This window comes from Maribacter sp. X9 (genome assembly GCF_048537565.1).
GTDB lineage: Bacteria > Bacteroidota > Bacteroidia > Flavobacteriales > Flavobacteriaceae > Maribacter.
In genome coordinates, this window is the sequence record NZ_CP183215.1 from 3342227 (window position 1) to 3367499 (window position 25273).

The 25273-nt window shown below is 37.4% G+C and carries 24 protein-coding genes; 10 read left to right on the forward strand and 14 right to left on the reverse strand.

Annotated features, from left to right (window positions below; translation table 11 throughout):
* Positions 1 to 4 precede the first annotated feature (4 nt).
* Both ACNR9Q_RS14330 and ACNR9Q_RS14335 read right to left on the reverse strand, forming a co-directional pair.
* A complete protein-coding gene (locus tag ACNR9Q_RS14330; RefSeq protein ID WP_419211908.1) occupies positions 5 to 379 on the reverse strand; it encodes a hypothetical protein in 375 nt (124 codons plus the stop codon).
* A 452-nt stretch (positions 380 to 831) separates the two neighbouring features.
* Positions 832 to 1227: a response regulator gene (locus ACNR9Q_RS14335; protein WP_419211909.1), complete on the reverse strand. Its 396-nt coding sequence runs from the start codon at positions 1225 to 1227 to the stop codon at positions 832 to 834.
* Positions 1228 to 1676: 449 nt separating this feature from the next.
* On the opposite strand from ACNR9Q_RS14335, the gene ACNR9Q_RS14340 reads away from it, so the two are divergent.
* From ACNR9Q_RS14340 to ACNR9Q_RS14350, 3 genes are all read left to right on the forward strand, one after another.
* Entirely contained in the window at positions 1677 to 3227 is a 1551-nt protein-coding gene (locus ACNR9Q_RS14340; RefSeq protein ID WP_419211910.1) for an NAD(P)/FAD-dependent oxidoreductase, read from the forward strand.
* A 221-nt stretch (positions 3228 to 3448) separates the two neighbouring features.
* On the forward strand, positions 3449 to 4753 hold the full coding sequence (locus ACNR9Q_RS14345; protein ID WP_419211911.1) for a DEAD/DEAH box helicase: 1305 nt from the start codon (positions 3449 to 3451) through the stop codon (positions 4751 to 4753).
* Positions 4754 to 4803: 50 nt separating this feature from the next.
* On the forward strand, positions 4804 to 5496 hold the full coding sequence (locus ACNR9Q_RS14350) for a Type 1 glutamine amidotransferase-like domain-containing protein (protein ID WP_419211912.1): 693 nt from the start codon (positions 4804 to 4806) through the stop codon (positions 5494 to 5496).
* A gap of 202 nt (positions 5497 to 5698) precedes the next feature.
* Here ACNR9Q_RS14350 and ACNR9Q_RS14355 read toward each other — a convergent pair whose 3' ends face one another.
* On the reverse strand, positions 5699 to 6688 hold the full coding sequence (locus ACNR9Q_RS14355) for an SDR family oxidoreductase (RefSeq protein ID WP_419211913.1): 990 nt from the start codon (positions 6686 to 6688) through the stop codon (positions 5699 to 5701).
* 40 nt (positions 6689 to 6728) lie between these two features.
* The gene (locus ACNR9Q_RS14360; protein WP_419211914.1) at positions 6729 to 7118 is read right to left on the reverse strand and encodes a glyoxalase superfamily protein; all 390 of its coding nucleotides are present in this window, start codon (positions 7116 to 7118) and stop codon (positions 6729 to 6731) included.
* 137 nt (positions 7119 to 7255) lie between these two features.
* Between ACNR9Q_RS14360 and ACNR9Q_RS14365 the strand changes: the two genes are divergently transcribed.
* Both ACNR9Q_RS14365 and ACNR9Q_RS14370 read left to right on the forward strand, forming a co-directional pair.
* Positions 7256 to 9283, forward strand: a complete 2028-nt coding sequence (locus ACNR9Q_RS14365) for a S9 family peptidase (protein ID WP_419211915.1) — start codon at positions 7256 to 7258, stop codon at positions 9281 to 9283.
* Positions 9284 to 9286: 3 nt separating this feature from the next.
* A complete protein-coding gene (locus tag ACNR9Q_RS14370) occupies positions 9287 to 10126 on the forward strand; it encodes an endonuclease/exonuclease/phosphatase family protein (protein ID WP_419211916.1) in 840 nt (279 codons plus the stop codon).
* Between the two features lie 311 nt (positions 10127 to 10437).
* Here ACNR9Q_RS14370 and ACNR9Q_RS14375 read toward each other — a convergent pair whose 3' ends face one another.
* The 6 genes from ACNR9Q_RS14375 to ACNR9Q_RS14400 form a co-directional block, all read right to left on the reverse strand.
* Entirely contained in the window at positions 10438 to 10893 is a 456-nt protein-coding gene (locus tag ACNR9Q_RS14375) for a GNAT family N-acetyltransferase (RefSeq protein ID WP_419211917.1), read from the reverse strand.
* Positions 10894 to 11110: 217 nt separating this feature from the next.
* Complete coding sequence (locus ACNR9Q_RS14380) at positions 11111 to 11752, reverse strand: hypothetical protein (protein ID WP_419211918.1); 642 nt, start codon at positions 11750 to 11752, stop codon at positions 11111 to 11113.
* A gap of 330 nt (positions 11753 to 12082) precedes the next feature.
* A complete protein-coding gene (locus ACNR9Q_RS14385) occupies positions 12083 to 12619 on the reverse strand; it encodes a hypothetical protein (protein WP_419211919.1) in 537 nt (178 codons plus the stop codon).
* Positions 12620 to 12846: 227 nt separating this feature from the next.
* The gene (locus tag ACNR9Q_RS14390) at positions 12847 to 14577 is read right to left on the reverse strand and encodes a hypothetical protein (RefSeq protein WP_419211920.1); all 1731 of its coding nucleotides are present in this window, start codon (positions 14575 to 14577) and stop codon (positions 12847 to 12849) included.
* Positions 14574 to 15662: a hypothetical protein gene (locus ACNR9Q_RS14395; RefSeq protein ID WP_419211921.1), complete on the reverse strand. Its 1089-nt coding sequence runs from the start codon at positions 15660 to 15662 to the stop codon at positions 14574 to 14576. The genes ACNR9Q_RS14390 and ACNR9Q_RS14395 overlap by 4 nt, the downstream gene beginning before the upstream one ends.
* Before the next feature lie 400 nt (positions 15663 to 16062).
* Positions 16063 to 16896 carry an alpha/beta fold hydrolase gene (locus tag ACNR9Q_RS14400; RefSeq protein WP_419211922.1) on the reverse strand — a complete coding sequence of 278 codons (834 nt, stop codon included), beginning with the start codon at positions 16894 to 16896 and terminating at the stop codon, positions 16063 to 16065.
* Positions 16897 to 17021: 125 nt separating this feature from the next.
* Here ACNR9Q_RS14400 and ACNR9Q_RS14405 point away from each other — a divergent pair, with 125 nt between their 5' ends.
* Together ACNR9Q_RS14405 and ACNR9Q_RS14410 are read left to right on the forward strand one after the other, a co-directional pair.
* On the forward strand, positions 17022 to 17639 hold the full coding sequence (locus ACNR9Q_RS14405) for an FMN-binding negative transcriptional regulator (RefSeq protein WP_419211923.1): 618 nt from the start codon (positions 17022 to 17024) through the stop codon (positions 17637 to 17639).
* 363 nt (positions 17640 to 18002) lie between these two features.
* On the forward strand, positions 18003 to 18497 hold the full coding sequence (locus tag ACNR9Q_RS14410) for a CIA30 family protein (protein WP_419211924.1): 495 nt from the start codon (positions 18003 to 18005) through the stop codon (positions 18495 to 18497).
* A 51-nt stretch (positions 18498 to 18548) separates the two neighbouring features.
* Here ACNR9Q_RS14410 and ACNR9Q_RS14415 read toward each other — a convergent pair whose 3' ends face one another.
* Positions 18549 to 19601 (reverse strand): NAD(P)-dependent alcohol dehydrogenase, encoded by a 1053-nt coding sequence (locus tag ACNR9Q_RS14415; protein WP_419211925.1) that lies wholly within the window; start codon positions 19599 to 19601, stop codon positions 18549 to 18551.
* Between the two features lie 427 nt (positions 19602 to 20028).
* Here ACNR9Q_RS14415 and ACNR9Q_RS14420 point away from each other — a divergent pair, with 427 nt between their 5' ends.
* Together ACNR9Q_RS14420 and ACNR9Q_RS14425 are read left to right on the forward strand one after the other, a co-directional pair.
* Complete coding sequence (locus ACNR9Q_RS14420; protein WP_419211926.1) at positions 20029 to 20358, forward strand: DoxX family protein; 330 nt, start codon at positions 20029 to 20031, stop codon at positions 20356 to 20358.
* Between the two features lie 310 nt (positions 20359 to 20668).
* Positions 20669 to 21604, forward strand: coding sequence for a LysR substrate-binding domain-containing protein (locus ACNR9Q_RS14425; RefSeq protein WP_419211927.1), 936 nt, complete (start codon positions 20669 to 20671; stop codon positions 21602 to 21604).
* Positions 21605 to 21677: 73 nt separating this feature from the next.
* Here ACNR9Q_RS14425 and ACNR9Q_RS14430 read toward each other — a convergent pair whose 3' ends face one another.
* Positions 21678 to 21875, reverse strand: coding sequence for a hypothetical protein (locus tag ACNR9Q_RS14430; RefSeq protein WP_419211928.1), 198 nt, complete (start codon positions 21873 to 21875; stop codon positions 21678 to 21680).
* Positions 21876 to 22015: 140 nt separating this feature from the next.
* On the opposite strand from ACNR9Q_RS14430, the gene ACNR9Q_RS14435 reads away from it, so the two are divergent.
* The gene (locus ACNR9Q_RS14435) at positions 22016 to 23284 is read left to right on the forward strand and encodes a D-alanyl-D-alanine carboxypeptidase/D-alanyl-D-alanine-endopeptidase (protein WP_419211929.1); all 1269 of its coding nucleotides are present in this window, start codon (positions 22016 to 22018) and stop codon (positions 23282 to 23284) included.
* Between the two features lie 100 nt (positions 23285 to 23384).
* Here the strand turns inward: ACNR9Q_RS14435 and ACNR9Q_RS14440 are convergent, their stop codons facing one another.
* Together ACNR9Q_RS14440 and nudK are read right to left on the reverse strand one after the other, a co-directional pair.
* Positions 23385 to 23885, reverse strand: coding sequence for a peptide-methionine (S)-S-oxide reductase (locus tag ACNR9Q_RS14440; protein WP_419211930.1), 501 nt, complete (start codon positions 23883 to 23885; stop codon positions 23385 to 23387).
* A gap of 21 nt (positions 23886 to 23906) precedes the next feature.
* On the reverse strand, positions 23907 to 24491 hold the full coding sequence (nudK, locus tag ACNR9Q_RS14445) for a GDP-mannose pyrophosphatase NudK (RefSeq protein ID WP_419211931.1): 585 nt from the start codon (positions 24489 to 24491) through the stop codon (positions 23907 to 23909).
* Positions 24492 to 25273 lie beyond the last annotated feature (782 nt).

The window sequence follows — 25273 nt, forward strand, 5'->3', positions numbered from 1 at the left end:
TAGCCTAATCGTCAAAATCGCACACGGAATCTTCGGGGTTCCATATAACGGTAATGTCTTTCAATGAATCATAATTATCAGCGGTATATCCTAAACTATCCCCATTACAGTTCATTAAAGTAGAAGCATAATTAATAACTGGATTACAATTACCATAGTAAAATACGGTCTTGCCCTTATAGGCTGCCATTACATAAAAGGAATATGGGTCGTCTTCAACCTCTGCTATGGCTTCCCTCAACCAATCTAACTCCTTTACAGGATTTTTGACATTACAGGAAGTCGTATCATTTTGATTATCATCACTTTCGCAGGATGTCAATGTTGCCAAACCTGCCACAAGTATGTATCCTAGTAATTTAAATGTACTTCTTCTCATTACTTTAATCATTATACTTTTATAGATACAAAATGATTGAATAGGTTGCTTGATTATCAAATGTTTCGCGTTGCAGTAAGATTAGATTGAGTTTGGTTTAATTAAAAAACCCAAGTCCAACTTCATTGACCGAAGAGAAAAGGTCTAAAAAATGATATTTACTTATTCATTCAATAAACAACGAATTCCTTTTTGACATATCCAATAAAGCAGGAACTCGAATTGTTCGTACTATCACTAAAAAGTGTTACGGGATCGGAAATATATTGAAATGCCAAAATGATATTTTAACAACTGAGCATTATAGGATATTGAGCTGTGGCGTTAAACAGTTTCAACGATAAAAATAATATGCTACAACTTTTGATTGAAATGAAAACAATGTTTTATATCAATAGATCGAACCTGTTTACAAAAGGGCAAACCTTGGAACAACCCTAAAAAAAATTACCTTACAATACACAAGAGGTCAAAATTGAATCGACCATATTTCTTGTCAAGGGCTTATCATAAAAACCGGCAATAGATAAATTATCTTTTGCCTTTTTTCTGTCCATAGAGTTCGTAAAGGCAGATAAAACAAAAATTTTTGTTTCTTTTGGTATGCCAAATTTTTTTTGCAATTTTTCAATAAATTCCCAACCGCCCATTCCTGGCATAACTAAATCAAGAAGTATTATATCTGGAAAGCCTTCTCCGTTCTTTTTTAGATTGGATATTTGAATGAGAGCTTCCTCTGCACTATCGCAAACATAAATTGCGGTGCTCATTTCGTTTTGCTCAACGGAATATCTGGTCGCAAATTGCGACACCATGTCATCATCTATTATTAATACTTTTGCAATCAAAGTTTAAAATTTAGTAGTTTGAAATTAGATTTATTGATCAGCTTTTTAAATATCCAATGCGTTTGAAGTTTCCCTATGGTATTTCAAAATTATAAGTTTGAAGCTGACGAAATGGGTGGTAACGAATTACATTTTAACCAATTCATAAAAATCAAGTATCTACAAATCTGTTTTTGCTATCGGTAATCTTCCTCTATTGATATTTTTTAAATGAAATGGTTTCATCAGTTATTTTTTGCGAAATTATTTCAAATTCATTTTAGATTGTCATAAAATCGGTCAAGAAGCAAAAATTTAGGTTGAATAAAGTGCTTTTTTTATCACATCCCAATTTTTAATTTTTATTATATTTTCTCGCTTAGCGTTTAAGTAATTTTAAAAGGCTACGATAGTACTTGTTAGGAGGAATTCTTGTAACAAATGGCTTTAAATTATATTAATTTTGCACCATGGTCAAAAATGTGCAATTACGCCTTACCCTTAAAGAAGAAGCGACCCCTGGTAGCCTTCAACTTAGAACCGCAAAATATCTAGGTGTTGCCGAAGGTTCCTTTCAACTGAAAGTACTTCGTAAATCTATCGATGCGCGTAAACCCAAAATCGTATTCAATTATAAAGTAGCGGTTTACATAGACGAACCTAGACCTAAGGACCAAGCCTCTTTTAAGTATCACGACGTATCCAAAGCCAAACCGATCCATATTGTAGGTTTTGGTCCCGCAGGAATGTGGGCCGCTTTACGCTGTTTAGAATTAGGATATAAACCCATTGTCTTAGAAAGAGGAAAAGATGTAAAGGAACGACGACGCGATTTGAAGGCCATTAACCAAGACCATGTCGTCAACGGAGAAAGCAATTATTGTTTTGGCGAAGGTGGTGCCGGCACCTATTCTGATGGTAAGCTCTATACCCGCAGTTTAAAACGGGGCGATGTTCGCCGTATTTTTGAAAGTTTGGTCCTCCATGGGGCAACGGACCAAATTTTGGTAGATGCACATCCGCACATTGGCACAAACAAACTCCCTAAAATTGTCCAAAACATACGCGAAGTGATTCTGCAACATGGTGGCGAAATCCATTTCAATACCAAAGTGACTGATTTCGTCATCAAAAACAATATTCTAAAAGCTATTGTCCTTAATGGTGTTGATGAAATGGCGGTCGATCGACTCATCTTGGCCACAGGCCATTCGGCGCGCGATATTTTTGAACTTTTACATAAAAAGGATATTGCACTTACGGCGAAATCTTTTGCCATGGGAGTCCGTGTGGAACATCCACAACATATTATTGACAGTATACAATACCATTGTTCTGGGGAGCGTAACGAACTTTTACCAGCAGCCTCTTACAGTTTGGTTGAGCAGGTCAATCATAGAGGGGTATACTCGTTCTGTATGTGTCCGGGTGGCTTCATCGTTCCCGCGGCAACGGCGCCCGGAGAGGTGGTCGTTAACGGTATGTCGCCTTCAAAACGGAACAACCTATATGCCAATTCTGGAATTGTAGTCGAAATCGATGTGGACAAAGATATTCCGAAGTACGAAAAGTTCGGAGCCTTAAAAGGGCTGGAGTATCAAAAGGATTTGGAGCGTTTGGCCTTTACTTCTGGCGGACGAAGACAATCGGCCCCTGCACAGCGATTGACAGATTTTGTTGAAGGAACCTTATCCCAAGACTTGAATCCTACCTCTTACCAACCCGGATTGAATTCCGCCCCACTACATTCCCTTTTGCCAAAATTATTGGGAGGCCGACTCCGCCAAGGTTTTAAGGCTTTTGGCGAAAAAATGCACGGGTATTATACGTCCGAAGCAAATATTGTGGGTGTGGAATCAAGGACTTCCTCCCCAGTGACCATCCCCCGAAACAAGCAATTGGAACATCCAGTCATCAAAGGATTATTTCCTTGTGGAGAAGGTGGTGGTTATGCTGGAGGCATTGTCTCTGCCGCTATGGACGGTGAACGTTGTGCTGAAGCAGCGATGGTAGGGTTGTGAAGATCAAATACAAATTCAAAAATCAAGTTCAAGTTCAAATTCAATCCAGCAAAAAAATCTATATTCCTTTTCCTATTTTCGAAATACTTTCTTCACGTTTTATCCTATATACTCATTACTAAGTACTTATTACTTTTTAATTTTCAAATTATCGAAAGTACTCCCGAACAAGCATTAAAACTCTCAACGTTTAACCGTACCTTTGCCCCTTATTAATAATTATGACATTTAAAGAACTCGGCCTAGCCGAACCCATCCTAAAAGCCTTGGAGGCTGAAGGATATACCCACCCCACTCCAATTCAAGAACAATCTATACCCATTTTATTAAAAGGAAAAGACCTTTTGGGCGTTGCGCAAACCGGTACCGGTAAAACGGCCGCTTTCGGTATTCCAATACTTCATCTTATGTATGAAGGCATCAGCTTAAGTCAGAGCAAACGAAAAGTAAAGGCATTGATCATTACGCCAACTCGAGAACTCGCCATACAAATCGGTGAAAGTTTTACCGCTTACGGAAAACATACCGGACTGCGGAATACCGTTATTTTTGGAGGTGTTAAACAAGGAAAACAAGTAAACACCCTAAAAGCTGGGGTTGATATTTTAATCGCTACGCCGGGGCGTCTGTTAGATTTAATGAATCAAGGTTTTATTTCCTTTAGGGATTTGGAACATGTGGTGTTGGATGAAGCTGACCAAATGCTCGACATGGGCTTTATTCACGATATCAAAAAAATTATTGCCAAACTGCCTTCAAAACGGCAGTCCCTTTTCTTTTCGGCCACCATGCCTAAGGATATCGTTGAACTTTCCCGAAAGATGTTGGGCGATTTTGAACGGGTAACCATAAAACCGGAACAGGCTACCGCAGAAAAGGTAGAGCAAGGGATCTATTTTGTAAGTAAGGGCAACAAACCTAAATTATTGGTGCATTTGTTGGAACAACAGCCTAAAGATTCGGTTTTGGTATTTTCACGTACCAAGCACGGGGCAAACAAAATAGTCAAAAAATTGGACCAAGCCGGTATTCGTGCTGCGGCGATTCATGGTAATAAATCACAGACCGCGCGTCAAAAAGCATTGGGTGATTTTAAGGATGGAAAATTAAAAGTATTGGTCGCTACCGATATTGCCGCTCGAGGTATCGATGTGGAAGAACTCTCCTTAGTGGTCAATTACGACCTTCCAAATGTATCTGAAACCTACGTACACCGTATTGGTAGAACGGGTCGGGCCAGTGCCAGCGGTACCGCGCTTTCGTTCTGCGATACCGAAGAAAGACCTTATTTACGTGATATTGAAAAATTGATAAAACAGGAAGTTCCCCGCTTAGGAGAACACCCTTTTATGGACGATACTCCGGAAGAAAAGGATGACCGCCCACCAAGACAACCTAGGTCCCATGGCCGATCCAGTGGCCAAGGCAAACCCAAGAACAAATCAGGCAACTCCAACTTCAGGGGAAAAAACAATAGAAATACCAGTAGACCGAAAAAACGAAGTGATTCTAGTAGAAGCGAATAGTTTTTCTGCATAAATCCCTTTATTTTTAATCAATTCAATACGCACAGCACATGCAAAAACAATTGGTTATTTATGGTAGTGGACGGCATACCGTTCCATTTTTAAAATATATGGCAGAGGCTACGGGAAAGCAAAAACCGAACCTCTGCTTTATTCCTACCGCTAGTGGAGAAGATTTAGATTACATCAACTCTTTTTACGAAGTCTGCTCTCAAATTAATGTGGTTCCCCATGTCATGAGCGTGTGGATCAATTCATACGATCAAAAAGAAAGCTTTGACGAAATCATTCAAAAAATGGATGCCATTGTCGTGGGTGGCGGTAATACTTTGAACATGCTCGCCATTTGGAAAGCACAAGGTATCGATACTGCGCTGAAAAAAGCATATGATAATGGAGTCGTCATGGGCGGCGGCAGTGCCGGTTCGCTTTGCTGGTTCAATGCAGGAACGACCGATTCCCGTCCCAAAGAATTGAGTATTGTAGAGGGTATGGGGTTTATCGACAACAGTCATTGCCCCCATTACAATTCCGAGGAATTCAGGCGACCGCTCTACCATGAAAATATCTTATCGGGAAAACTGACCAATGGATATGCTTGTGACGACCGTTCTGCCATTCATTTTATAGATGGAAACGTACATACTTCCCTTTCCCTCGATGAAGAGAACCACTCCTATTTTGTGTATCTTAAAGACGGTGTCATTAAAGAAGACCTTTTAAAAGGCACTGTGCTACGGTAAAATTCTTAACCACTCGACCTTCTTTATCTTCAAATGGCATTCTAAGTAAGCGTTTTAAGACCGGTAGGTTTTAAAAATCTTTTTTTGTATGATTATAAGGTATTCCACTCATTATATGAATTAAGGATATTATATTAAACTAAAAAATAGGAAAGATATCTCCCCATAAAGTTGCCCGAGCACTGCAAATACCTAGGACCTTTTACCTCGTTAGGGCTTTATATGCGTTTAGCACATTTTCAATCTTAGCTTCTGTTTCAGCATCGATATTTTGCCGTTCCGGTTTTTCCTGTAACCATTTTAGGGTGCGTTTTATGCCTTCGCAATAAGGGATTGTTGCTTTAAAACCAGGTACAAAGGTTTTGATCTTTGAATTGTCGAACAATACACTTTCGGCCTTATCCGCCAACAGACTCCCCGTAAACGAAGGTTCTATTTTGCAAATAAAATCAGAAGCAATGTGTACAATCTTGGCTTCCTTTCCCAACGCTTCGGCCGTGATTTTATAAATCATATTCCAGCTTAACACCTCGTCGGACGTAATATGAAATGCATGTCCGATTGCCGTGGTCAACCCTAAAAGTCCTACAAATCCCTTCGCAAAATCATCGGCGTGCGTAACCGTCCATAGCGAAGTACCATCACCGTGCACAATGATTTCCTTGCCTTTTAGAATACGGTCTATGACGTTGTATTTATCAAAGCCTCCAATTGCTAGTGGTGTAACGGTATCATACGTGTGTGATGGTCGCACAATGGTAATGGGGAACCCTTCTTCTCGGTAAGCCTTCATCAACCGTTCTTCACACTGTATCTTGTTGTTGGAATAATCCCATAAATTATTACATAGGGGGGTAGATTCGGTAATTACCGGATAGGTCAATGGAGTCTGGTAACATGAGGCCGAACTGATGAAAATGTATTGCTTCGTTTTTCCTTGGAAGAGTTTTAAATCGCGTTCGATATCTGCTGGTGCAAAAGCGATCCAGTTGACCACCACGTCCCATTCGTGTTTTTTTAATTCGTTCAGTTCTTCGGGTTTGTTGATATCGCCAATGATGGTATGTGCTCCTTCTATCTCTACCTTGGACTTACCCCTATTCAGCAAATACAGATCCATTCCCTTACTCACCGCCAATCGGCTACTGGGTGTGCTTATATTACCGCTTCCTCCTATGAACAATACTTTCATTTATATTTTTTTTAAATTATTGGTTATCAACTAGATAATCTTATTTTATTGACACATCCCTGTAAAAGGTCAAACCATTTTTAAAAGGATCGTAAAACGAGAATTCCTTCGTTCCCCATGCCGTTTCCCTTAAAAGGGTATGGGGATTAAAGATATCCTTTTCACCATATTCTTGGTATAACGCTTCAATATGCTGGGTTACGATACGCAACATAGGTCGATTTGGTTCCAGTTCCCAGGCTTTCATATCGTGCCATTGTAAATGGATCTCCACGGCATCCTTGATGATACCGGCATATTTGGGGTTTTTGGAATCATCGGCAAAAGCAATCCTAAAATCCAATCGGTTCACATAAAAATCCAATGCTTCCACAACATCCCAAACCGGAAGTACGGGATGAATCTGATGTAGGTATGCTTTTGGTTCCATTTCGTGAAAATACGAAAAGCTATAAAAACTGTTTGTTAAGAAATAGGTAGTCATCCGGTTTTTTCTGCCGAAGCACTTTAAAGAACTTTGCAATATGACTATCTTCATATCTTCAAATCAAACCAAAAAAGTACACTATGAAAATTGGTATTAAATTCTGCTTTTTTCTGTTGGTCTCGGCCACTTCTCTAGCACAAGTCTCTTCAAATTTGGAGCTGACGGACATCTTTAATATGGAATTTGTGTCGGACCCACAGATTTCTCCCGATGGAAGCAAAATCATCTATGTCCGTAATTTTACCGATATCATGACCGATAAAAATTTGTCCAACCTTTGGATGATCAATTTTGATGGCTCCCAAAATCGACCGTTAACCACCGGAAACCATAATGATTATTATCCCCGATGGTCACATGATGGAAAAAAAATCATCTTTAAATCGAATAGGGCAGATGAAAAGATGAAGTTGTACATGATGTGGCTGGATACGAAAGAAACTGCACCATTGACCAACACCCCAAAAGCTCCTGGTGCCGTGAGCTGGTCGCATGATGACCGCTATTTGGCATTTACAATGTTCGTACCTGAAGCCGAAGAATCCATCATAAAAATGCCAGCAAAGCCCGACGGAGCCAAATGGAACACCCCTCCCACGTATATCGATAAATTGAATTACCGAGGAGACGGACAAGGTTACATCAAAGGCGGGCACGACCAACTGTTTACACTTTCTACCGATGGTGGCACCCCAAAACAATTGACTACATCAAAATTTGACCATGGCGCACCCATTTGGTCAATCGATGATAAACAACTTTATTTTTCGGCAAATTTCAATCCGGATGAAGCTTTTGAACCGGCCAACAGTGAAATCTATTCCTTACAACTGGCAACGGCAGAAGTAACTGCCTTGACCACACGATACGGTCCGGATAGCTCTCCCGTACTTTCGCCCGATGGCAAGCATATTGCCTATTCTGGTTACGATGATGAATTACAGGGCTATCAGGTTACTGAGCTCTATGTAATGGATACCGATGGTTCTAGCTCCAAATTGCTTTCTGGTGATTTTGATAGGGATATTGCCAATGCACAATGGGCAGCCGATGGTAAGGGACTTTATTTTCAGTATGATGCCGAAGGTGATTCTAAAATAGGACACATTACTTTAGATGGTAAGGTGACGACACTCGTGGACGGACTTGGCGGACTTTCGTTAGGTAGACCCTATAATGCCGCAGCTTTCTCCGTTTCCAATAATGCGAAGTTTGCCTATACCCTTGGGGGAACCCAGCACCCGTCTGATCTAGCTGTGGGTGATAAAAAAGGAACTAAACGCCTGACCTTCATTAATGATGATCTTTTCTCGTTCCGTAATTTAGGTAAAGTCGAAGAAATCTGGTGGGAGTCTTCTTTTGATCAACGCAAGATTCAAGGTTGGATCGTGACACCGCCCAATTTTGACCCCAACAAAAAATATCCATTTATCCTTGAAATTCATGGCGGTCCGTTTACAAGTTACGGCTCTGTGTATAGTGCAGAAATTCAAGCCTATGCCGCGGCCGGATATGTAGTTCTGTACAGTAATCCCAGAGGAAGTACCAGTTATGGCGCGGAGTTCGGAAACCTGATCCACCATGATTATCCCAACCATGATTATGACGATTTAATGAGCGGTGTTGATGCCGTTATTGAAAAAGGATACGTGGACACCGAAAATCTTTTCGTTACCGGTGGTAGTGGCGGTGGCGTGTTGACCGCATGGATTGTGGGTAAAACCGACCGCTTTAAAGCAGCTGTTGTTGCGAAACCAGTTATCAACTGGACTAGCTTCGTTTTATATGCCGATGGCGCCGCATTTTTCTCCAAATATTGGTTCGGTAAAAAACCTTGGGAAGATCCAGAAAATTACTTTAGACGTTCTCCCCTTTCGTATGTGGGCAATGTAACGACCCCGACCATGTTGTTGACCGGTGAAGAAGATTATAGAACGCCTATTGCAGAATCTGAACAATTCTATACCGCCCTTAAATTAGAAGGCGTAGAAACTGCTATGGTACGCATTCCCGGTGCCGGTCATGGCATCGCAAATAGACCCAGTAACTTAGTTGCCAAGATCGCCAGTGTGCTGGCTTGGTTCGATAAATATAAAAATGCCGAATAAATTATGAATACACGAAATCTAGTTTTTGTTTTAGGATGCTATCTCTGTTTTACATTGAGTAACGCTCAAGAAGTAAACGTCTTGACCTACAATATTAAATATGACAATGTAAGTGACACGGTGAATAATTGGAATGACCGAAAAGCGAGCATGGTAAAATTACTGGAGCATTACAAGCCCAGCATTATAGGAATGCAAGAAGTATTGGATAACCAATTGGTGTATTTAAATGAAAACTTGCCTAACTATGCGGCTATTGGAGTTGGCCGTGAAGATGGAAAGAAAAAAGGAGAGTACTCCCCTATTCTATTCGACACGACCCAATACAACCTATTGCAGAGCGAGACCTTTTGGCTTTCTGAAACTCCGGAAAAAATTTCAGTAGGCTGGGACGCCGCTTTGGAGCGTATCTGTACCTACGGACTTTTTGAAGATGTAAAAACCAAAAAACAGTTTTGGGTATTCAATACCCACTTTGACCATAGAGGGGATTTGGCCCGTGAAAAATCGGCAGAGCTTATTGTTTCAAAAATAAAATCGATCAACACCAAGGGATATCCCGTGGCACTTATGGGAGATTTAAACCTTTACCCGGATCAAAAACCGATCCAGTATCTTAAGAAGCAATTAACGGATGGGCAAACGGTAACACAACAGGCCATTTACGGCCCCACAGGAACATTCAATGGTTTTGACCCGAATAAAATTTTAGACGGTCGTATCGATTATATTTTTGTGGAAGGTTTTAAAGTGGAAAGCTATACCCACATCGATGACCGTATGGAAAACAACAAACATATCTCGGACCACTTACCGGTGTTGGCGAAGTTGGAGATGGAATGAAGTTGCCGTAGCTAAACGTTGAGTATATGCATCGTAGGCGATTAAGGGATTCAAACTTATCAAACTGTTACGATTTTGAAGCGGGCTACAGCCCTTGAATTTACCACTATATCGCCTATTTTGTATATACATTGTGGCTGTTGCACAACCCCTTTTTTAATCAAATTACGAATTAATAGCAGTCTTTAAGACTGCCATAGACTTAAGAAACCACAACGTACATATTCTTAAAAATCGGGAAAATCCTCGTTTCCGGGAAAATCCTCGTTTCTTAGAAATTTAGACTTGGGCAACGGTTACTATTGTTGGCATTAGTTTTTTATTTCGTTATATATATTCGGGTTATGTTTCTCCATATAAAATTTAGGATTAGGTATTTCTGTAAAACCAAACTTTTTATAAAGCCATTCAGCTGTATCGGTTAATAAAATCCAGCGTCTTAATCCTTGAAGATTTGGATGCTCCATTATTTCATTTATCAGCCATTTACTTAATCCCTTTCCTCTATATTCCTTTAAAACATACACATCTCCTAAATATGCAATAGTTGAATAGTCTGAAATTATTCTAGAAAAGCCAATTTGCTTGTTTTCGTAATAAAGCCCAAAATTCAATGAGTTTTCAATTGATGTTTTCAAAGTATTGATTGGAATTCCGCTAGCCCAATCAGTTTCTTCTGCAAGGAATTTGTGAATGCTCGAAATATCTAATTTATCCTTGTCAGTTGAAATGGTATATCCATTTCTATGAGCCTCTCTAATTTTCATTTCAATTTTCGTAATTAATACCAACGTCTGAGCTAAGTGCGGAGACAAGGAAACTTTTCGTTTCCGTCTTAGCAGTAAGCTAAAGCTTATTGTTTTGCTTTTTCTTTTTTTGTTTCAAAGCTAAATCCATAAGATTTAGCGACTTTATAAATATACAGAGACCATTCGATTAAGCCCAAGGCCCTTATGGTTTATAGGTGTTGTTGGTAAATCGTTTTTATTTATTTTTAAGGTATCTATCAAGTTTCATTTCGGTAGTTTCCTCTCTTCGTAAAAGATAAACTGCAGCCCATAATCTGTTTTTTGGAATATTAAAATCAAACTTTGTGTGATTTTTGGGGAACCATTCTGCTGAATCCTGCATAAGGTTTCCTGCGCCTTCAAACTCTTGCTGAAGGGATTTGAAATAAGCGTCGTCTTTGCCAATTACCTTTAAATAGTCCATGTACTTGCTATAGGGCTTTATGTTCAGCATTTTAAAATTATCAAGATTTCGGTAGATCGTATCGCCTGTACTTATCATGTCTATATGGTAGGCGAAATTCCAGATAGTCGCGAATTGAATAGAGTCAAGATTTTCTAAGAATTTATATTTTTCGATTTCTTCAAATGGAACTATATATTCTTTAGACTGCGCGATTTCCTCAAAAAAAAGGTGGTAGGCTTTATTAATGTCCGTTTCATTCTTACGATTTAAAACCATGTTGTCCACATACCGTACCATTGATTCCAATCCTTTAATTTCTGTTTGGTTAAAAATTTTGGTTAAAGATTCATCACTGGTTAAATCAATCTTTTTTTGATTCCAGAGTTGGGTTGTAGTGATTAGAAATGATAGGATAACTATTAATTTATTCATGACTTGAAGTTCTTTATAAAATGTATGCCAACGGGAGTCTGTGCATTAACTTAATTCGAGTCTCTGAGAATCCCGTATTTGATTTTTTCTCAGATACCCCTCCAAATATAAGCGCAATCAAAATAAGTTTTTTTGCGCAGTCTGACGGGTTTCGCTAAGAAACGTATCCCGAAGGGTATGTTTTCTTAGCGGTTGTTGGGCGCAGTCTTTTTATTTTATGTTCCCTTTTACCCGTACAAAATATTTGTATGGATTTGATACCTTCTTTATGGTTTATTCTTGTCAGCATTATCTATTGGATGACAGTTTTTATTATTAAGAGGAGCAAGTCTAATGGATGTCACTGAATGACTTTTCTCTGAGTTCAGTTACCTGTTTGTCGAGGGTTTTTAAAGTGTTGTCGGGAAGGTTAATTGACTCAATGTTCCTGTACTTTTCTAAGAAGTCTGCCGCTCTTGAGTAATCACCAATTTCATGGTAGTGTCGCGATAGTGTAATGTAGTCGTTTGACTTAATAAAGCTTTGGCTGTTCTCAACCGAATTTAGTAATCTAACCGCGAAATACCCAACTCCGACCATAGTCAGTACAGCCACCCACCAAACTTCATTTACATTATTTAGGTATCTATACACGAATAATATCAATAGAGCCATAATCATTACGAATGCGATTAGATATATAACTTGTTCTTGGGAAAAATTTTGAATCGCGTCATTTGACATAGTCATAAAAATTCCTCCTGCTACTCCAATAGAGAATATCGCGTAGTAAATGAAGTACTTTCTCCAATCCTTTAATTTCTCAATAAAACTTAGTACAAACGAGAGTATTCCAGATATTGATGCGATTAGTGTTAATATGTACATGAGTTGTTATTTTTAGATTGCACACAATGGCTCCGTATATGAAAAGTAGCGCTGAAAATCAGCGATAACTTTTCGGATGAAACACAAGCCGAATTTTTAAATTTTACTATTTATTTTTTTACTTAGAAATCGTCAAATTTAAAAATTTGGCGGTCTTTGCAAATACACACCAACCTTTCGGAAAGCCTATATTAGCTATGTTTTATATACATTGTTGGCATTAGTACTTATATGTTTTCAATTATCTCAAAAGTTTCTTCAATAAGTGTTTTTTGTGAGTTGTCATTCTCCTTTAGTAAGGCTTTTTCTTCTTCGCCATTCCCAATACAAATAAGATGTGCTTTGTCCTTAAAAATATCTCTTTTATATTCCTCTATTTTTGTGTCTTGATTTTTGTCGTCCGCAATTGACAATATTGTTTGTGTATCTGTTGGGAAATTTTTAGTGATGAATTTCAAAATTTTAATTCTATTGCCACCATCTATATCTTCTTTAAAAACGCTATCTAGAATAAAAGGAAGTCTATGAATATCGTCAGTATGCGTTAGAAGATTATTAAACGCAAAATGATAACTTAATACAGCTTTATGTAGTTCAACTCCTTGGAAGGGGAAAGAAGAAATTTCATATAGTTTATAAAATCTTTCATCCTTAAGTGAAGGTAAACCTAATTCGCTGTTATATGTGAAATATTTGCTTTTGAAAATGTTACTCTTTTTTGTCCTTTCAAAATTTATATCTTCATCGGTTTTGTATTTATTAAGCTCTTCTTTCTCGTGTTTTAAATCTATTGTTAACTGACCTATTTGTTTTGTCAAATTTTCAAATAGCTGAGTATTTGCCTTACTTTCAATGTAATTTTCTAGAGTAATGTTATTTTCTGAATATTTATTAAATGTTTTAAAAGTAGAACTAATCTCTAAACGGTTTTCCTCGATTTTGTTATTTAATGAATTTAAAGAAGATTGCATTTTCTTTATTTTTTCATTTAATTCTTTTTTTAAGGATAGTGTATCATTTTCTTCTTGAAAAAACGAGTAAACGTCTTCAATATGAGAAGGTAGTATTTGTGTACAGGTAGGACAATTGTCTTTACCCGGTTCTTGGTTTTTATGATTGCGATTAACTTTAGAAACTACTGATAACCTCTGATTATAAAATGTTAGCTTATTAGAGTTATCTACATACAACTTCTCTAATTCGAGTAATTTATTCTTTCTGTCTGAAATATCAGCTATTAGAACGTTGGCTTTACCTTCTAAAGTTTGGTCAATGACATTAGCTAGTTTTAAGTCTTGATTATCTTTTTCTACGTCTGTATAAAATTTAATTTGTTGATTTATTCTATTTACTTCTTTCTCAATTCGTCTTTTTTCTTCTCGGTCATAAACATTCTCTATGCCTAAATAATAATCCAAAAAGTCTTCTTTAAAATTTTTATAATAAGTTAAATTACTGAAAGATTTTCTTAGGTATACCCAACCAACCTCTTGCGATACATAATACGGAAGAAAAATCGTTTCTATCGGTGCCTCGGAAATTCCTGAATTAGATTCTAATTGAAGATTAAAACCGAATACTTCGTTGAAATACTTTTTTAATTTAATGTGCTCCGCAGACTGGTCAGCACTAATTCCGTTGAATCTAAGTACTTTATTATTTGCATCTCTAATTAATAGTGTCTCGTCTTGTCTGATAAACACATACTTCTCTGTTTCAGAACCTCTTTTTATAGAACAGTCAATTCTTATAAAGATGTTTTCAGATAGTATTTCTGCTAGTTTTATTTTATTATCATTTATACCAAATGCAAATAAAATTAACTGTATTAAAGTGCTTTTTCCTGATGTGTTTTTACCGTAAATCACATTCAATTTGTCCTTAAACTCTGTGAAAAAGAATTTGTCGTTTTCTTCGCTGTGTATTAAAACACTATCGATATGTAGATTTAGATTCATAGTGTATTTTTTATTTCAATGTATGCTGCTACAATTGTCGCTTTGAGTTGTAAACTTAATAATGTCGATGACTTCTCTTTATTAAATGTGTTTATAAAATCTGACATACAATCTTTATCTAATGAGTGCTTTCTAAAGATTTCTTTATTACTTTCAACAAAATCGAAGATTTTTTGATGCTCACTCTCATTAATATCTTTAAATTTATCAAAGCTGTTATGATAGTGTAATTCAAAAGTGGTTGCATCAAATAAGTTTATATTCAGTTCTTTGCGTATTTCTTCTCCCTTATCTCTCCAAAAGTCAAAAGCTAATTTTTTTGTTGTAAGAATGTTTAAAATATTTTGAATCTCATACGACTCAATTCTTTTTTTATTGTCACTTAATTTTGCCGAGTTACCTTGATTTAGTCTGCTTTCAACAGTTTTTAAGGCATAATAGAAAGTATGTAAGGCAGCTTTGTGGTCGGTAATTGTATCGCCAAACACTGAAATAAACATACCGTTTAACTGGTCTAATTGAGATTTAGAAGTTCTGCCTAAATCAATAAATCGAAAATTTAGAGTCTCAAAGTTTGCCTCGTTTTGTTTATCAAAACTTATTTTTTTATTTCCCTTAAGAATATGGTCTTTAATATTTTGGTCAAGATTTTTGTATTCATAAATCTCATTAGATTCATTTACAGTACAGACATAGTCTTTCTTCTGAACTGTAGATTTTAATTCAATCGTATTATTGGTGGCAAAGAAATTCTCTTGATTAAATGTTGAAGTCTTAGGGTGAGTGTCGTCAAGAATAGATTGGCTAGTTTCAGCAATTTTCTTTATTATTTCAAGTATGTTGCCACTTGTCCATTTCTTTGATGATTTTTTTGCTTGGTAAGTCTCGATTTTTGATAGTTCTGTATCATTTTCTAAAAATCCAAATACAATGTCTTCGAGATGTTCTAAAACAATGAAATATCGTTGATTCTTTAAGGCATTAAATTTTTCAAGAAATAGGTAAATAGTACAATTCTTTTGAAAATCCATTCCAATATTGGCGTGAACTCCTGCATTTATTTCTGGATTGTGTTTTATCGCCATTTATTGTTTTCTGGTATTAATGCCAACAATTGAATATGCGTACAATTACGCCTATTGTCTTTTTTAGGGGAAGTTCTCTAAAACTCCTACAAAAAATTGGTTTGGACAAGAAAAATGAGAAATATGTGCCATCGGCACCGCTAGTTGAAAGGTCATTGAGCCGAGTCGAAAGACTCTGGGCGGGCTTTTCAGCCTTCATATAAAAGTATAAAAAGCGGAAAAGAAGGATTGCAATGCACCAAGGTAATTAAATCTTAATGTTTGATTTCTTCTTTCTCAAATTTATCCAAACTACAAAATCAGTAACCGACGTCTTGGATCGTTTTTTACCAGAACACCTATACAACAAAAAAAGAGCCTTAATAAAGGCTCTTTTTTATCTGCTGTACTATGCTTTTCTTTACTTTTTCAGGAAAGAAATCAAGATTTTATTCAGTTCTTCTGCATGGGTACTATTTAAACCATGCGGTGCTCCCTTTATAACTTCAAAGGTGTTGTCTTTAATGCCGGCTGCCGCCTGTTTTGCCGAGGTCTCTATCGGCACGGTTGCGTCGGCGTCTCCATGTACGATCAAGGTAGGTACATCTACATTCTTAAGCTCGGGTCTAAAATCGGTATGCATCCAAGCCAAGGCCGTTTGTATGGTGGCTCTAGGTGATGCAAAAGAAGCAATGGTAAAGTCATAGTCCAGTTGCGCTTGGCTTACCCTATCTCCTTTGTTATCATCAAAATTGTAGAACCCTTTACTGAATTCTTTTAAGAACCCTACGCGGTCTTGTTGAAGGGAATCGATAATACCATCTAGGGCATCTGCCGGTACACCATCTGGATTATCGTCTTTTTTCTTGACCAAAGGAATAATCGAACTGATCAGTGCGGCTTTTGCGATCTTCGCACTTCCGTAATCGGTTAAATAACGTACCACTTCGCCTCCGCCCATAGAAAATCCGACAATAATGGCGTCTTTCAGTTTTAAACCTTCAATAATCGTATGAAGGTCACTCGCCAGTGCCGAATAATCATAGGCATCCCACGGTGCTGAAGAAGTTCCGAATCCTCTGCGGTCATAAGAAATACATCGAAAACCTTCTTCGACTATTTTCCATACTTGTTGTTCCCACGACTTGCGACTTAAAGGCCAACCGTGAATCAATATAACGGGTTGTCCACTACCATAATCTTCATAAAATATATCTACCGGTTCTTTCGCTTTTTCGTTTGTTATAAAAGGCATTTTCTTATTTTTAAGTTCTTGTACAAATTAATTTAAAACTAATCGCGGACTTAACGCGATACAATTAATAATTTGCTCAGAAACCAGTGATAAAAACCAGTATATTTATTTAAAATATCCGCCCCATGTTCATTCCAGAAAAATATAAGAACAATGACCAAAAAGATATTCGTAACTTCTTGAAATCGAATAGCTTTGGCATCCTTATCAATACCATAAATGGAAAACCTTGGGGAACTCACATTCCGTTAGAACTGAGCACGAATAGCGCTAATGAAGAAATTCTAGTGGGGCATATCGCAAAAGCTAATCTACAGAGTAAAAATTTGGTTAATGGTGACCAGGTATTATGCATCTTTAATGGTCCGCATAGTTACATTTCCTCTTCATGGTATAGAGATGAAGAAGTACCTACTTGGAACTATATTGCCGTTCATGTCTACGGCACGGTAAAGATCCAAAATAACGACGAGCTTTTAGCAGCGTTAAACACGTTGGTCGATACCTATGAGAAAGCTTCGGAACATCCGATTTCCCTAAAGGACATGTCCCCTAGAACCATGCGGCAGATTACCGGGATTATTGGTTTTGAAATCACCATCGACGATATACAGGCAGTTAAAAAATTATCGCAAAATAGAACCCACGACCATCCTAAAATAATTTCAGCGTTGGAAAAACAAGGCCCCTCAGAAAAAGCCGTAGCAGAAGAAATGAAGAAGCAATCACCGAACGATTACTGAGTTTCGGTTCACTAAACCGACCGTTCGATCTAAGATAAAGAAGAGGTCTTGAATTTTCGATAAAAGGTAAAACCTTTTATTTTTTGCACCGTACATAAAGGGAGATACTAAAACTAATTGAAAATGATCTACTTTCTCTTTATCCTTTGTTTAGCCTTTGTTACAGTTCTTTTGGCCATTTCGTACTGTGCCCACCAAAGTTTAAAAAATGATTTAAAAAACAAAAATTCCAAATTTAAATCCTTGCCAAAGTAAGCTCTTTTCTTTGCAGTTAAAACAATTACCTTTTGGATAAGTGATGAATTTTAACTTGCTGTATTTTTAAAGCTGTCACTTTTAAAGTGAAAATGAAACCATACGATTATGAGCGAAACTTTAACCCTTTTCGAATTCTCCAAAAAAAGTAAACTAGACCATTGGAAAATCGTCAATGACGAAGTTATGGGAGGCTTATCAATGGGACTTTTGCAAATTAACCAGAAGGGGCAAGGAGTTTTTAGCGGACATGTTTCATTGGATAATAATGGAGGATTCTCTTTGGTTCGCTATGATTTCGAACGTATCAACGTTGAAAATTTTTCCTCTTTTGTACTCCGATTAAAAGGAGATGGTAAAAAATATCAAATGCGTTGTAAATCAAGTGATCATCAACGACATTCGTATATATATTCATTCACTTCCAAAAAAGATTGGGAAATCATCGACATCCCTTTTAGCAAGATGGCTCCCTTTTTCAGGGGCGATTCATTACAACTACCTAATTTTCATGGAGATTTTTTAGCGGAAATAGCTATTTTGATAGGGAATAATGTGGAAGAAGATTTTTGTTTAGAATTAGATTATATCAAGCTTAAATAAAAAGGGCCGTCTTTTAAGATGGCCCTTTTTAAAAACAGTATAGCTAGATCCCTAGCTTTCCTTTAAGGATTTCATATCGATTACAAATCTGTATTTGACATCTGATTTCTGTAATCTGTCGTACGCATCATTGATATTTTGGATATCTATCATTTCTATATCGGAGACCACATTATGTTCCCCACAAAAATCCAACATTTCTTGGGTTTCCTTGATCCCTCCTATTAAAGATCCTGCAATGCTTTTTCTTCCCATGATTAAACTTCCTCCATGTAAGGGATCTAAGGGTTCTACGGCCCCAACGATAACCATAGTCGCATCTCTCTTTAAAAGATTTGCATACGGATTCATATCATGACCCACGGGAATCGTATTCAATAAGAAATCAAATGAGCCAGCATGTTTCTTCATTTGGTCTTCATCCTTTGATATTAAGACCTCATCTGCACCCAACGCCTTTGCATCTTCGCTTTTTGAAGGCGACGTAGTTATCATAACCGTATGCGCACCCATGGCATGGGCGAATTTTACGCCCATATGGCCTAAACCTCCCAATCCTATTACTCCAACCTTATCTCCTTTTTTCACACCCCAGTGTGCCAATGGTGAATAGGTGGTAATACCAGCACATAATAATGGGGCCGCAGCCTTGGCATCTAAGTTTTCTGGAACTTTTAGAACAAACTGCTGGTCAACTATAATGCTTTCGGAATAGCCACCAAAAGTATGTCCCCCTAAATGTTTGTCCTTGCTGTTGTAGGTAAACGTGGCACCATTTTCACAAAATTGTTCCAAATCATCTTTACAAGCACTACAGGTATGGCAAGAATCAACCAAGCACCCAACGCCAACGAGGTCTCCGGTCTTAAATTTGGAAACATTTTTACCAACTTCCATTACTTTTCCAATAATTTCATGACCAGGTACCACAGGATAGACGGAGTTTTTCCAATCGTTTCTCACTTGATGCAAATCACTGTGGCAAACACCACAAAATAAGATGTCTATTTTCACGTCATCGTCCAACGTATCTCTTCGCTCTAGTTCAAATGGTTTCAAATCGGCCTCTTTTGAAGCCGCGGCATATGCTTTTATCTTCATCATTTTATTTTTATCTGAAATTGTTATTCCCTCTTTAATATAGAGATAAAACAAGTGTAAATTAGACTCCTAAAATCCTTTAACCCAACTTTAACGAAATTGATAATTTATATTTAAAAATACATAATTAGGGTGTACTGTAGCGGGTGGTATTGAAGTCGAAAAATGATCCTTTTTATATACCCACAATCCTAATTTTCAAAATGACTTTTGTCTGTATTAATTTTTACTAAATTTAGACAACGCTAATCTTCTATAATTTAACCATTTGAACCGACCAATAGTTGTATTTAAAAAATTAATCACGCCTTTTCGATTAGATGATCTTTTACCCAATCTATTGCTATTAATTCCTCGATGTTTAATGGGAGGGGCACTTTCCTTTGTGTATGCACCACTGAAATTTGGGACGCCATGGACGCCAAAATCAATGAATCTTGAGTTATTTGAAATGACGGATGAAGTTGTTGAAATTGTACGACTAGGTGGCCCTCCCTTTAACCTCATGCCCGAAGTTTTCGCTTGGTCGATTTGTTTTATGGAGGCCTATGGTGGAATTCTGTTGATCTTAGGCTTAAATACGCGAATAACCTCCTTTTTTGTGTTCATTACGATGGGGCTTGCCATCATCTTTAGAAAATGGGACGGAACGTGGGATGTAATACCGATTTTCCTTTTCTTCTGCTTAGGTTTATTTTATATGGGTTTCGGTTCAGGAAAATTTGGATTGGACTATTACATCAGCCAAAGATGGAGATAGCTGTAGTTCACTTAGTACACCAACTTAAGAACGTAGCATCATAAAAACTTAGTAAGGCAAAGCTCGAGTTCAATTGCTTAACGCTAAAGTGGTGTACAACAGTTTTCTAGGGCACTTGGTTGATGCCTACATTTTACCGAAAATAACCTTTAATCCTAAAAATGAAAGTTTTACTGATCATTGTGAAGCTATCCGTCTGGTTTACCAACATCAAAATATAGAAAATAACGTTTTACCGTAACGGTTACCCTTATGAATTAATAGGTCATAGCAATGGTTTTTAGTAATTTTATAATCTTAAACTATAGCAATGACCATCACACAATTACAATATGTTCTTGCAGTTGCGGAGTATAAAAATTTCACGTTAGCAGCTGAAAAAAGTTTCGTCACCCAACCTACCTTAAGTATGCAGGTGCAAAAACTTGAAGATGAACTTGATATACTTCTATTTGACCGAAGTAAAAAACCAATTACCGTTACAGACGTGGGGAAAAAAATTGTTGCCCAGGCTAAGAACATAGTCAATGAAGCAGCACGTATAAAGGATATCGTTGATCAGGAAAAAGGATATATCGGTGGGGATTATACATTGGGAATTATTCCGACCATTATGCCCACTCTTTTACCTATGTTCCTCAAAACGTTCATCCATAAATACCCGAAGGTAAATCTTATTATTAAGGAGCAGAATACCGAGAGTCTTATTCAAAATATACAGGACGGACATTTAGATGCTGCCATCGCAGCGACCCCTTTAGAAGTCGATTTCATCAAAGAAAGGCCTTTGTACTATGAGCCGTTCGTAGGGTATGTTCCTAAAGAACATCGTTTGGGGAATAGCTTAAAATTGATTCCCGAAGACTTGGATATATCGGATATATTATTACTTCAAGACGGACATTGTTTTCGTGAAGGTGTTTTGAATTTGTGTAAAACATCAAAATTGAACGAAGAACATTTTAGGCTTCAAAGTGGAAGTTTTGAAACACTGGTAAACCTTTCTAACGAAGGCTTGGGGATGACCCTTCTACCCTATTTGAATACCATTGAGTTGGACTCGGCCAAGAAAAAGAACCTGAAATACTTCAAGGAACCTTCACCGGCCAGGGAAGTCAGTCTGATCTATCATAAAAAAGAACTGAAAGTACAGATTACAGAAGCTTTAAAAGATGTTATCACCAGTGTAGTGCGTGGTGCAATCGCATTTCAAGATGTAAAAATAATCAGTCCGTTAATGAAATGATAGTATTTATAAATCCCATAGCATAGAGATCAAAATTGATTTAAAAAAAAGAGCCACTTTAAGTGGCTCTTTGCTATGCTTTTAAATAAATTAAACTTTGTTGTAATTCGGGTTTATCAGTAATGAAATTTTCTAACCAGACTTTTAATTCCTCCACCTCTTCAGGTAGTAATGTCAGTAAGGCTTTTTTTAATTCTTTACAGAAAAGCAAAGTATCGAAACTAACCTTTTTAAGTACGGTTTTACTATACTCAAGCATTGAATTAGACATGTTTTATAATTAATTAGTTTGCTGCTGCATAAAGGTAAACAGAAAATCAGTTTTAATATTGCATACAAAAAGTTAAAGTAAAACCAGGCATGTTAAATTTTCTACACCTTCAAATATCATTGTTTTTGTACTTTAGTTTCATGAAAAAAATTCTCTTTATCAGCGGTCTGTTGCTCATTTTAACCTCCTGTAGCTCCAAAAAGAGAAGTATAGGTAAACAGTTAGACAAAACACTTTCCGCTGCGTTCTATAAAAACCAATTTACTGGTGTTTTGGTCATAGATGCCGAAACTAAGGACACGATCTATCAGGAACATAGTGACAAATATTTTACGCCGGCCAGCAATACTAAAATTTTCACACTTTTTACCGCCTTAAAAAGCTTATCAAAAAAAATTCCGGCTTTAAAATATAGTACGGTACATGATACGCTTTATTTTGAAGGAACAGGCGACCCCTCTTTTTTACACCCTTACCTTAAAGATTCGACTGCCCTTAATTTTCTTAAACACCAATCAAACCTTGTATTTGTAACCGGTAATTTTCAGGATGAAAAATTTGGCCCTGGTTGGTCTTGGGACGATTATCAATGGTACTATTCACCAGAGCGCAATAGTTTACCCATAAATGGTAACGTGGTTATGACATTTAAAAACCCTGAATTGAACGTAACCCCTATCTATTTTAAGGACAGTGTTCTTGAACTCTTACATAAGAATAATAGGAATGAAACTGAAAATGTATTCTACTATCCGCCAGAACAAATGGATACACTAGAAACTCCTTTCATAACAAGTACATCAACGACCATTGCAATTTTAGAACAACTTTTACATAAGGAGATAAAAACCCGGTTGACCATGCCACATGGCACTAAACAAACTCTGTATGGCATAGAAGCGGATTCACTTTATGTTAGAATGATGCACGAAAGTGATAATTTTATTGCAGAGCAACTGTTATTATTGTCGGCTTCGGAGTTGACCGATACGTTGACCAGCGAAATAGCGAGGACCCATATTTTGGAAAATGAATTAAAGGATTTGGCGCAACAGCCGCGATGGGTTGATGGATCCGGACTATCACGTTACAATCTCTTCACGCCACAAAATATGGTAACGGTACTGGATAAATTATATACGGAAATTCCGCAAGAACGTTTGTTCACTATTTTCCCGGCCGGGGGACTTTCAGGAACATTGAAAGACCGGTTTATAGGTGATGACAAACCTTATATTTATGCAAAATCTGGCAGTCTCAGCAATAATTATTGTTTAAGTGGTTACTTGCTGGCCAATTCGGGCAAAACATTAATTTTTAGCTTTATGAACAATCATTTTAAACAGTCTTCTTCTGACGAACGTTTACAATTGGAAAAAATGCTTCAAACGCTTCGCGATACCTATTAATTTTACGCGATAAGCGACATTTGAATGCTCCGGATGGTTACGTCTAAATCAAACAGGCATTTCCATTTAAGGCCTCGTAGGCTTTTACCGAGGTCGTTTTTTACTTCACATCATCACGAACATGGTTTGAAAACTTATGCATGAGCAGCGCTATCTTCGGTGAGATATGCGTTTTACAAAATGGTTTTCGGGTATCACTGTAATAATAATTTTGAAATTTTTCTTCTGACGACGTAAAACCTCCAAAGGGAAGAATTTTTGTGATAATGGGTTCTACAAATTCCTTTTGAAGTCTTTTCATGATTTTAATAATGATCACTTCGTGTTGGTCCCCAAAAAAATAAACAGCCGACCTATATTTATAGCGTAAAGTGTGGTTTTTAGTACTTTGATGTGTGTAAAGATGAATAGCGATCAAATCATCCAATCTAATTTGGTCTTCCTCAAAATGAACAATCACTGCTTCTGAATAGTCCTTTGGATTATCTTTGGGGGCTATAAAACCCTGCTCTACTTCAGTAACACCTTTGAGTGATTTAAAGACAGCCTCTGTACACCAGTGACAGCCACCTCCAAAACCTATTTTTAGTGGATTGTTCATTCGTTCTAAGTCGAGCCAACTTTAGCAAACTAACCTGTTCAATTGTGCATATTGAAGTAAAAGAATGGTTTTTGCATCTTTAATTTCACCTGTATTCACCATATCCATGGCTTTACCGAAGGTCATCTCCATCACTTCAATATTTTCGGTTTCATCTTCGGCTCCTCCACCCTCACTTACTTTCATACTTTCGTCATATTCACCAACGAATAAATAAAGAATTTCAGTGACCGATCCGGGGGACATATAGGTTTGCATCACTTTTTTGACATTGCTAATTTGATAACCTGTTTCTTCCTCGGTTTCCTTTCGTACACAATCTGCAGGGTTATCGCCATCTAACAACCCTGCACAAACTTCGATCATCATACCATCTTCATTACCGTTTACATAGGTGGGCATTCGAAACTGTTTAGTAAGCACGACCGTCCCTTTTTTAGCATTGTACAGTAAAATGGCAGCGCCGTTACCACGATCATAAGCTTCCCTATGTTGGGCTTCCCAAGTTCCATCTTGCTTTTGATAGTCAAATGAATACTTATTGAGGGTATACCAATTATCAGAAAGTACTTTCCGTTCTATGTTTTTAATTCTATCGTTTTTCATGCTCTAAATTTAAGGAACATTCTCCGCATAAATTACTATCTTTCTCACCAAGACCAAACCTGTTTGGGAGGCTATGAAGACCGGCCACCTTTACAGAAAAAGTCCTGTTGGATGCCGGATGGGAAGCTGAAAATAAACTGACCCTTTTGGCACGCTTGCGAAGGCGACTGGAAAATGAAAATAGGTCCTACCCTTCCGTACAACTACATTGCAGTGGATGGAACCAGAATCAAGTTTTAAAATTCTCTACCAAAATGTCTTATTGGCACCACAGTTCGTCAAAATTCTTTGGGGGCGGATCATAAATTCTCCTTTACAATTTGCCATATACTATCTGGGAGATGCCCAATTCACAATTGCTCAAAACTGAAAAGGACCGCTTAGGCAACAAATTCAATTTAATTTTTTTTATGGACACTGTAATGAAAGTAGGACCTATACCCTTTGAAGAATTCAACGATATATTTAAAAACACGAAGCTTAATTAATTCATGAAACGAATAAAATCACAACCCGGATATACCCTTTCAAGAGTGATCAAAGGTGGATGGCGTCTGGCAGAAGGTCACTGGAACATCTAAGGGAAACAAACCTTCGGTAATATTCGCCATTTCGTGAAAACCGGTATAATCACTTTCGAACGTGCCGACATTTATACAGGTGCTGAAGAACTCATTGCGTCGTTCAGAAAAAATATAAGGATAGATTTCGGTTGGGTGAACTGCCGCCGCTTCAAGTACGTTCAGAACATTCTTCTGACTGCAGTACCTGGTCGACGCTCA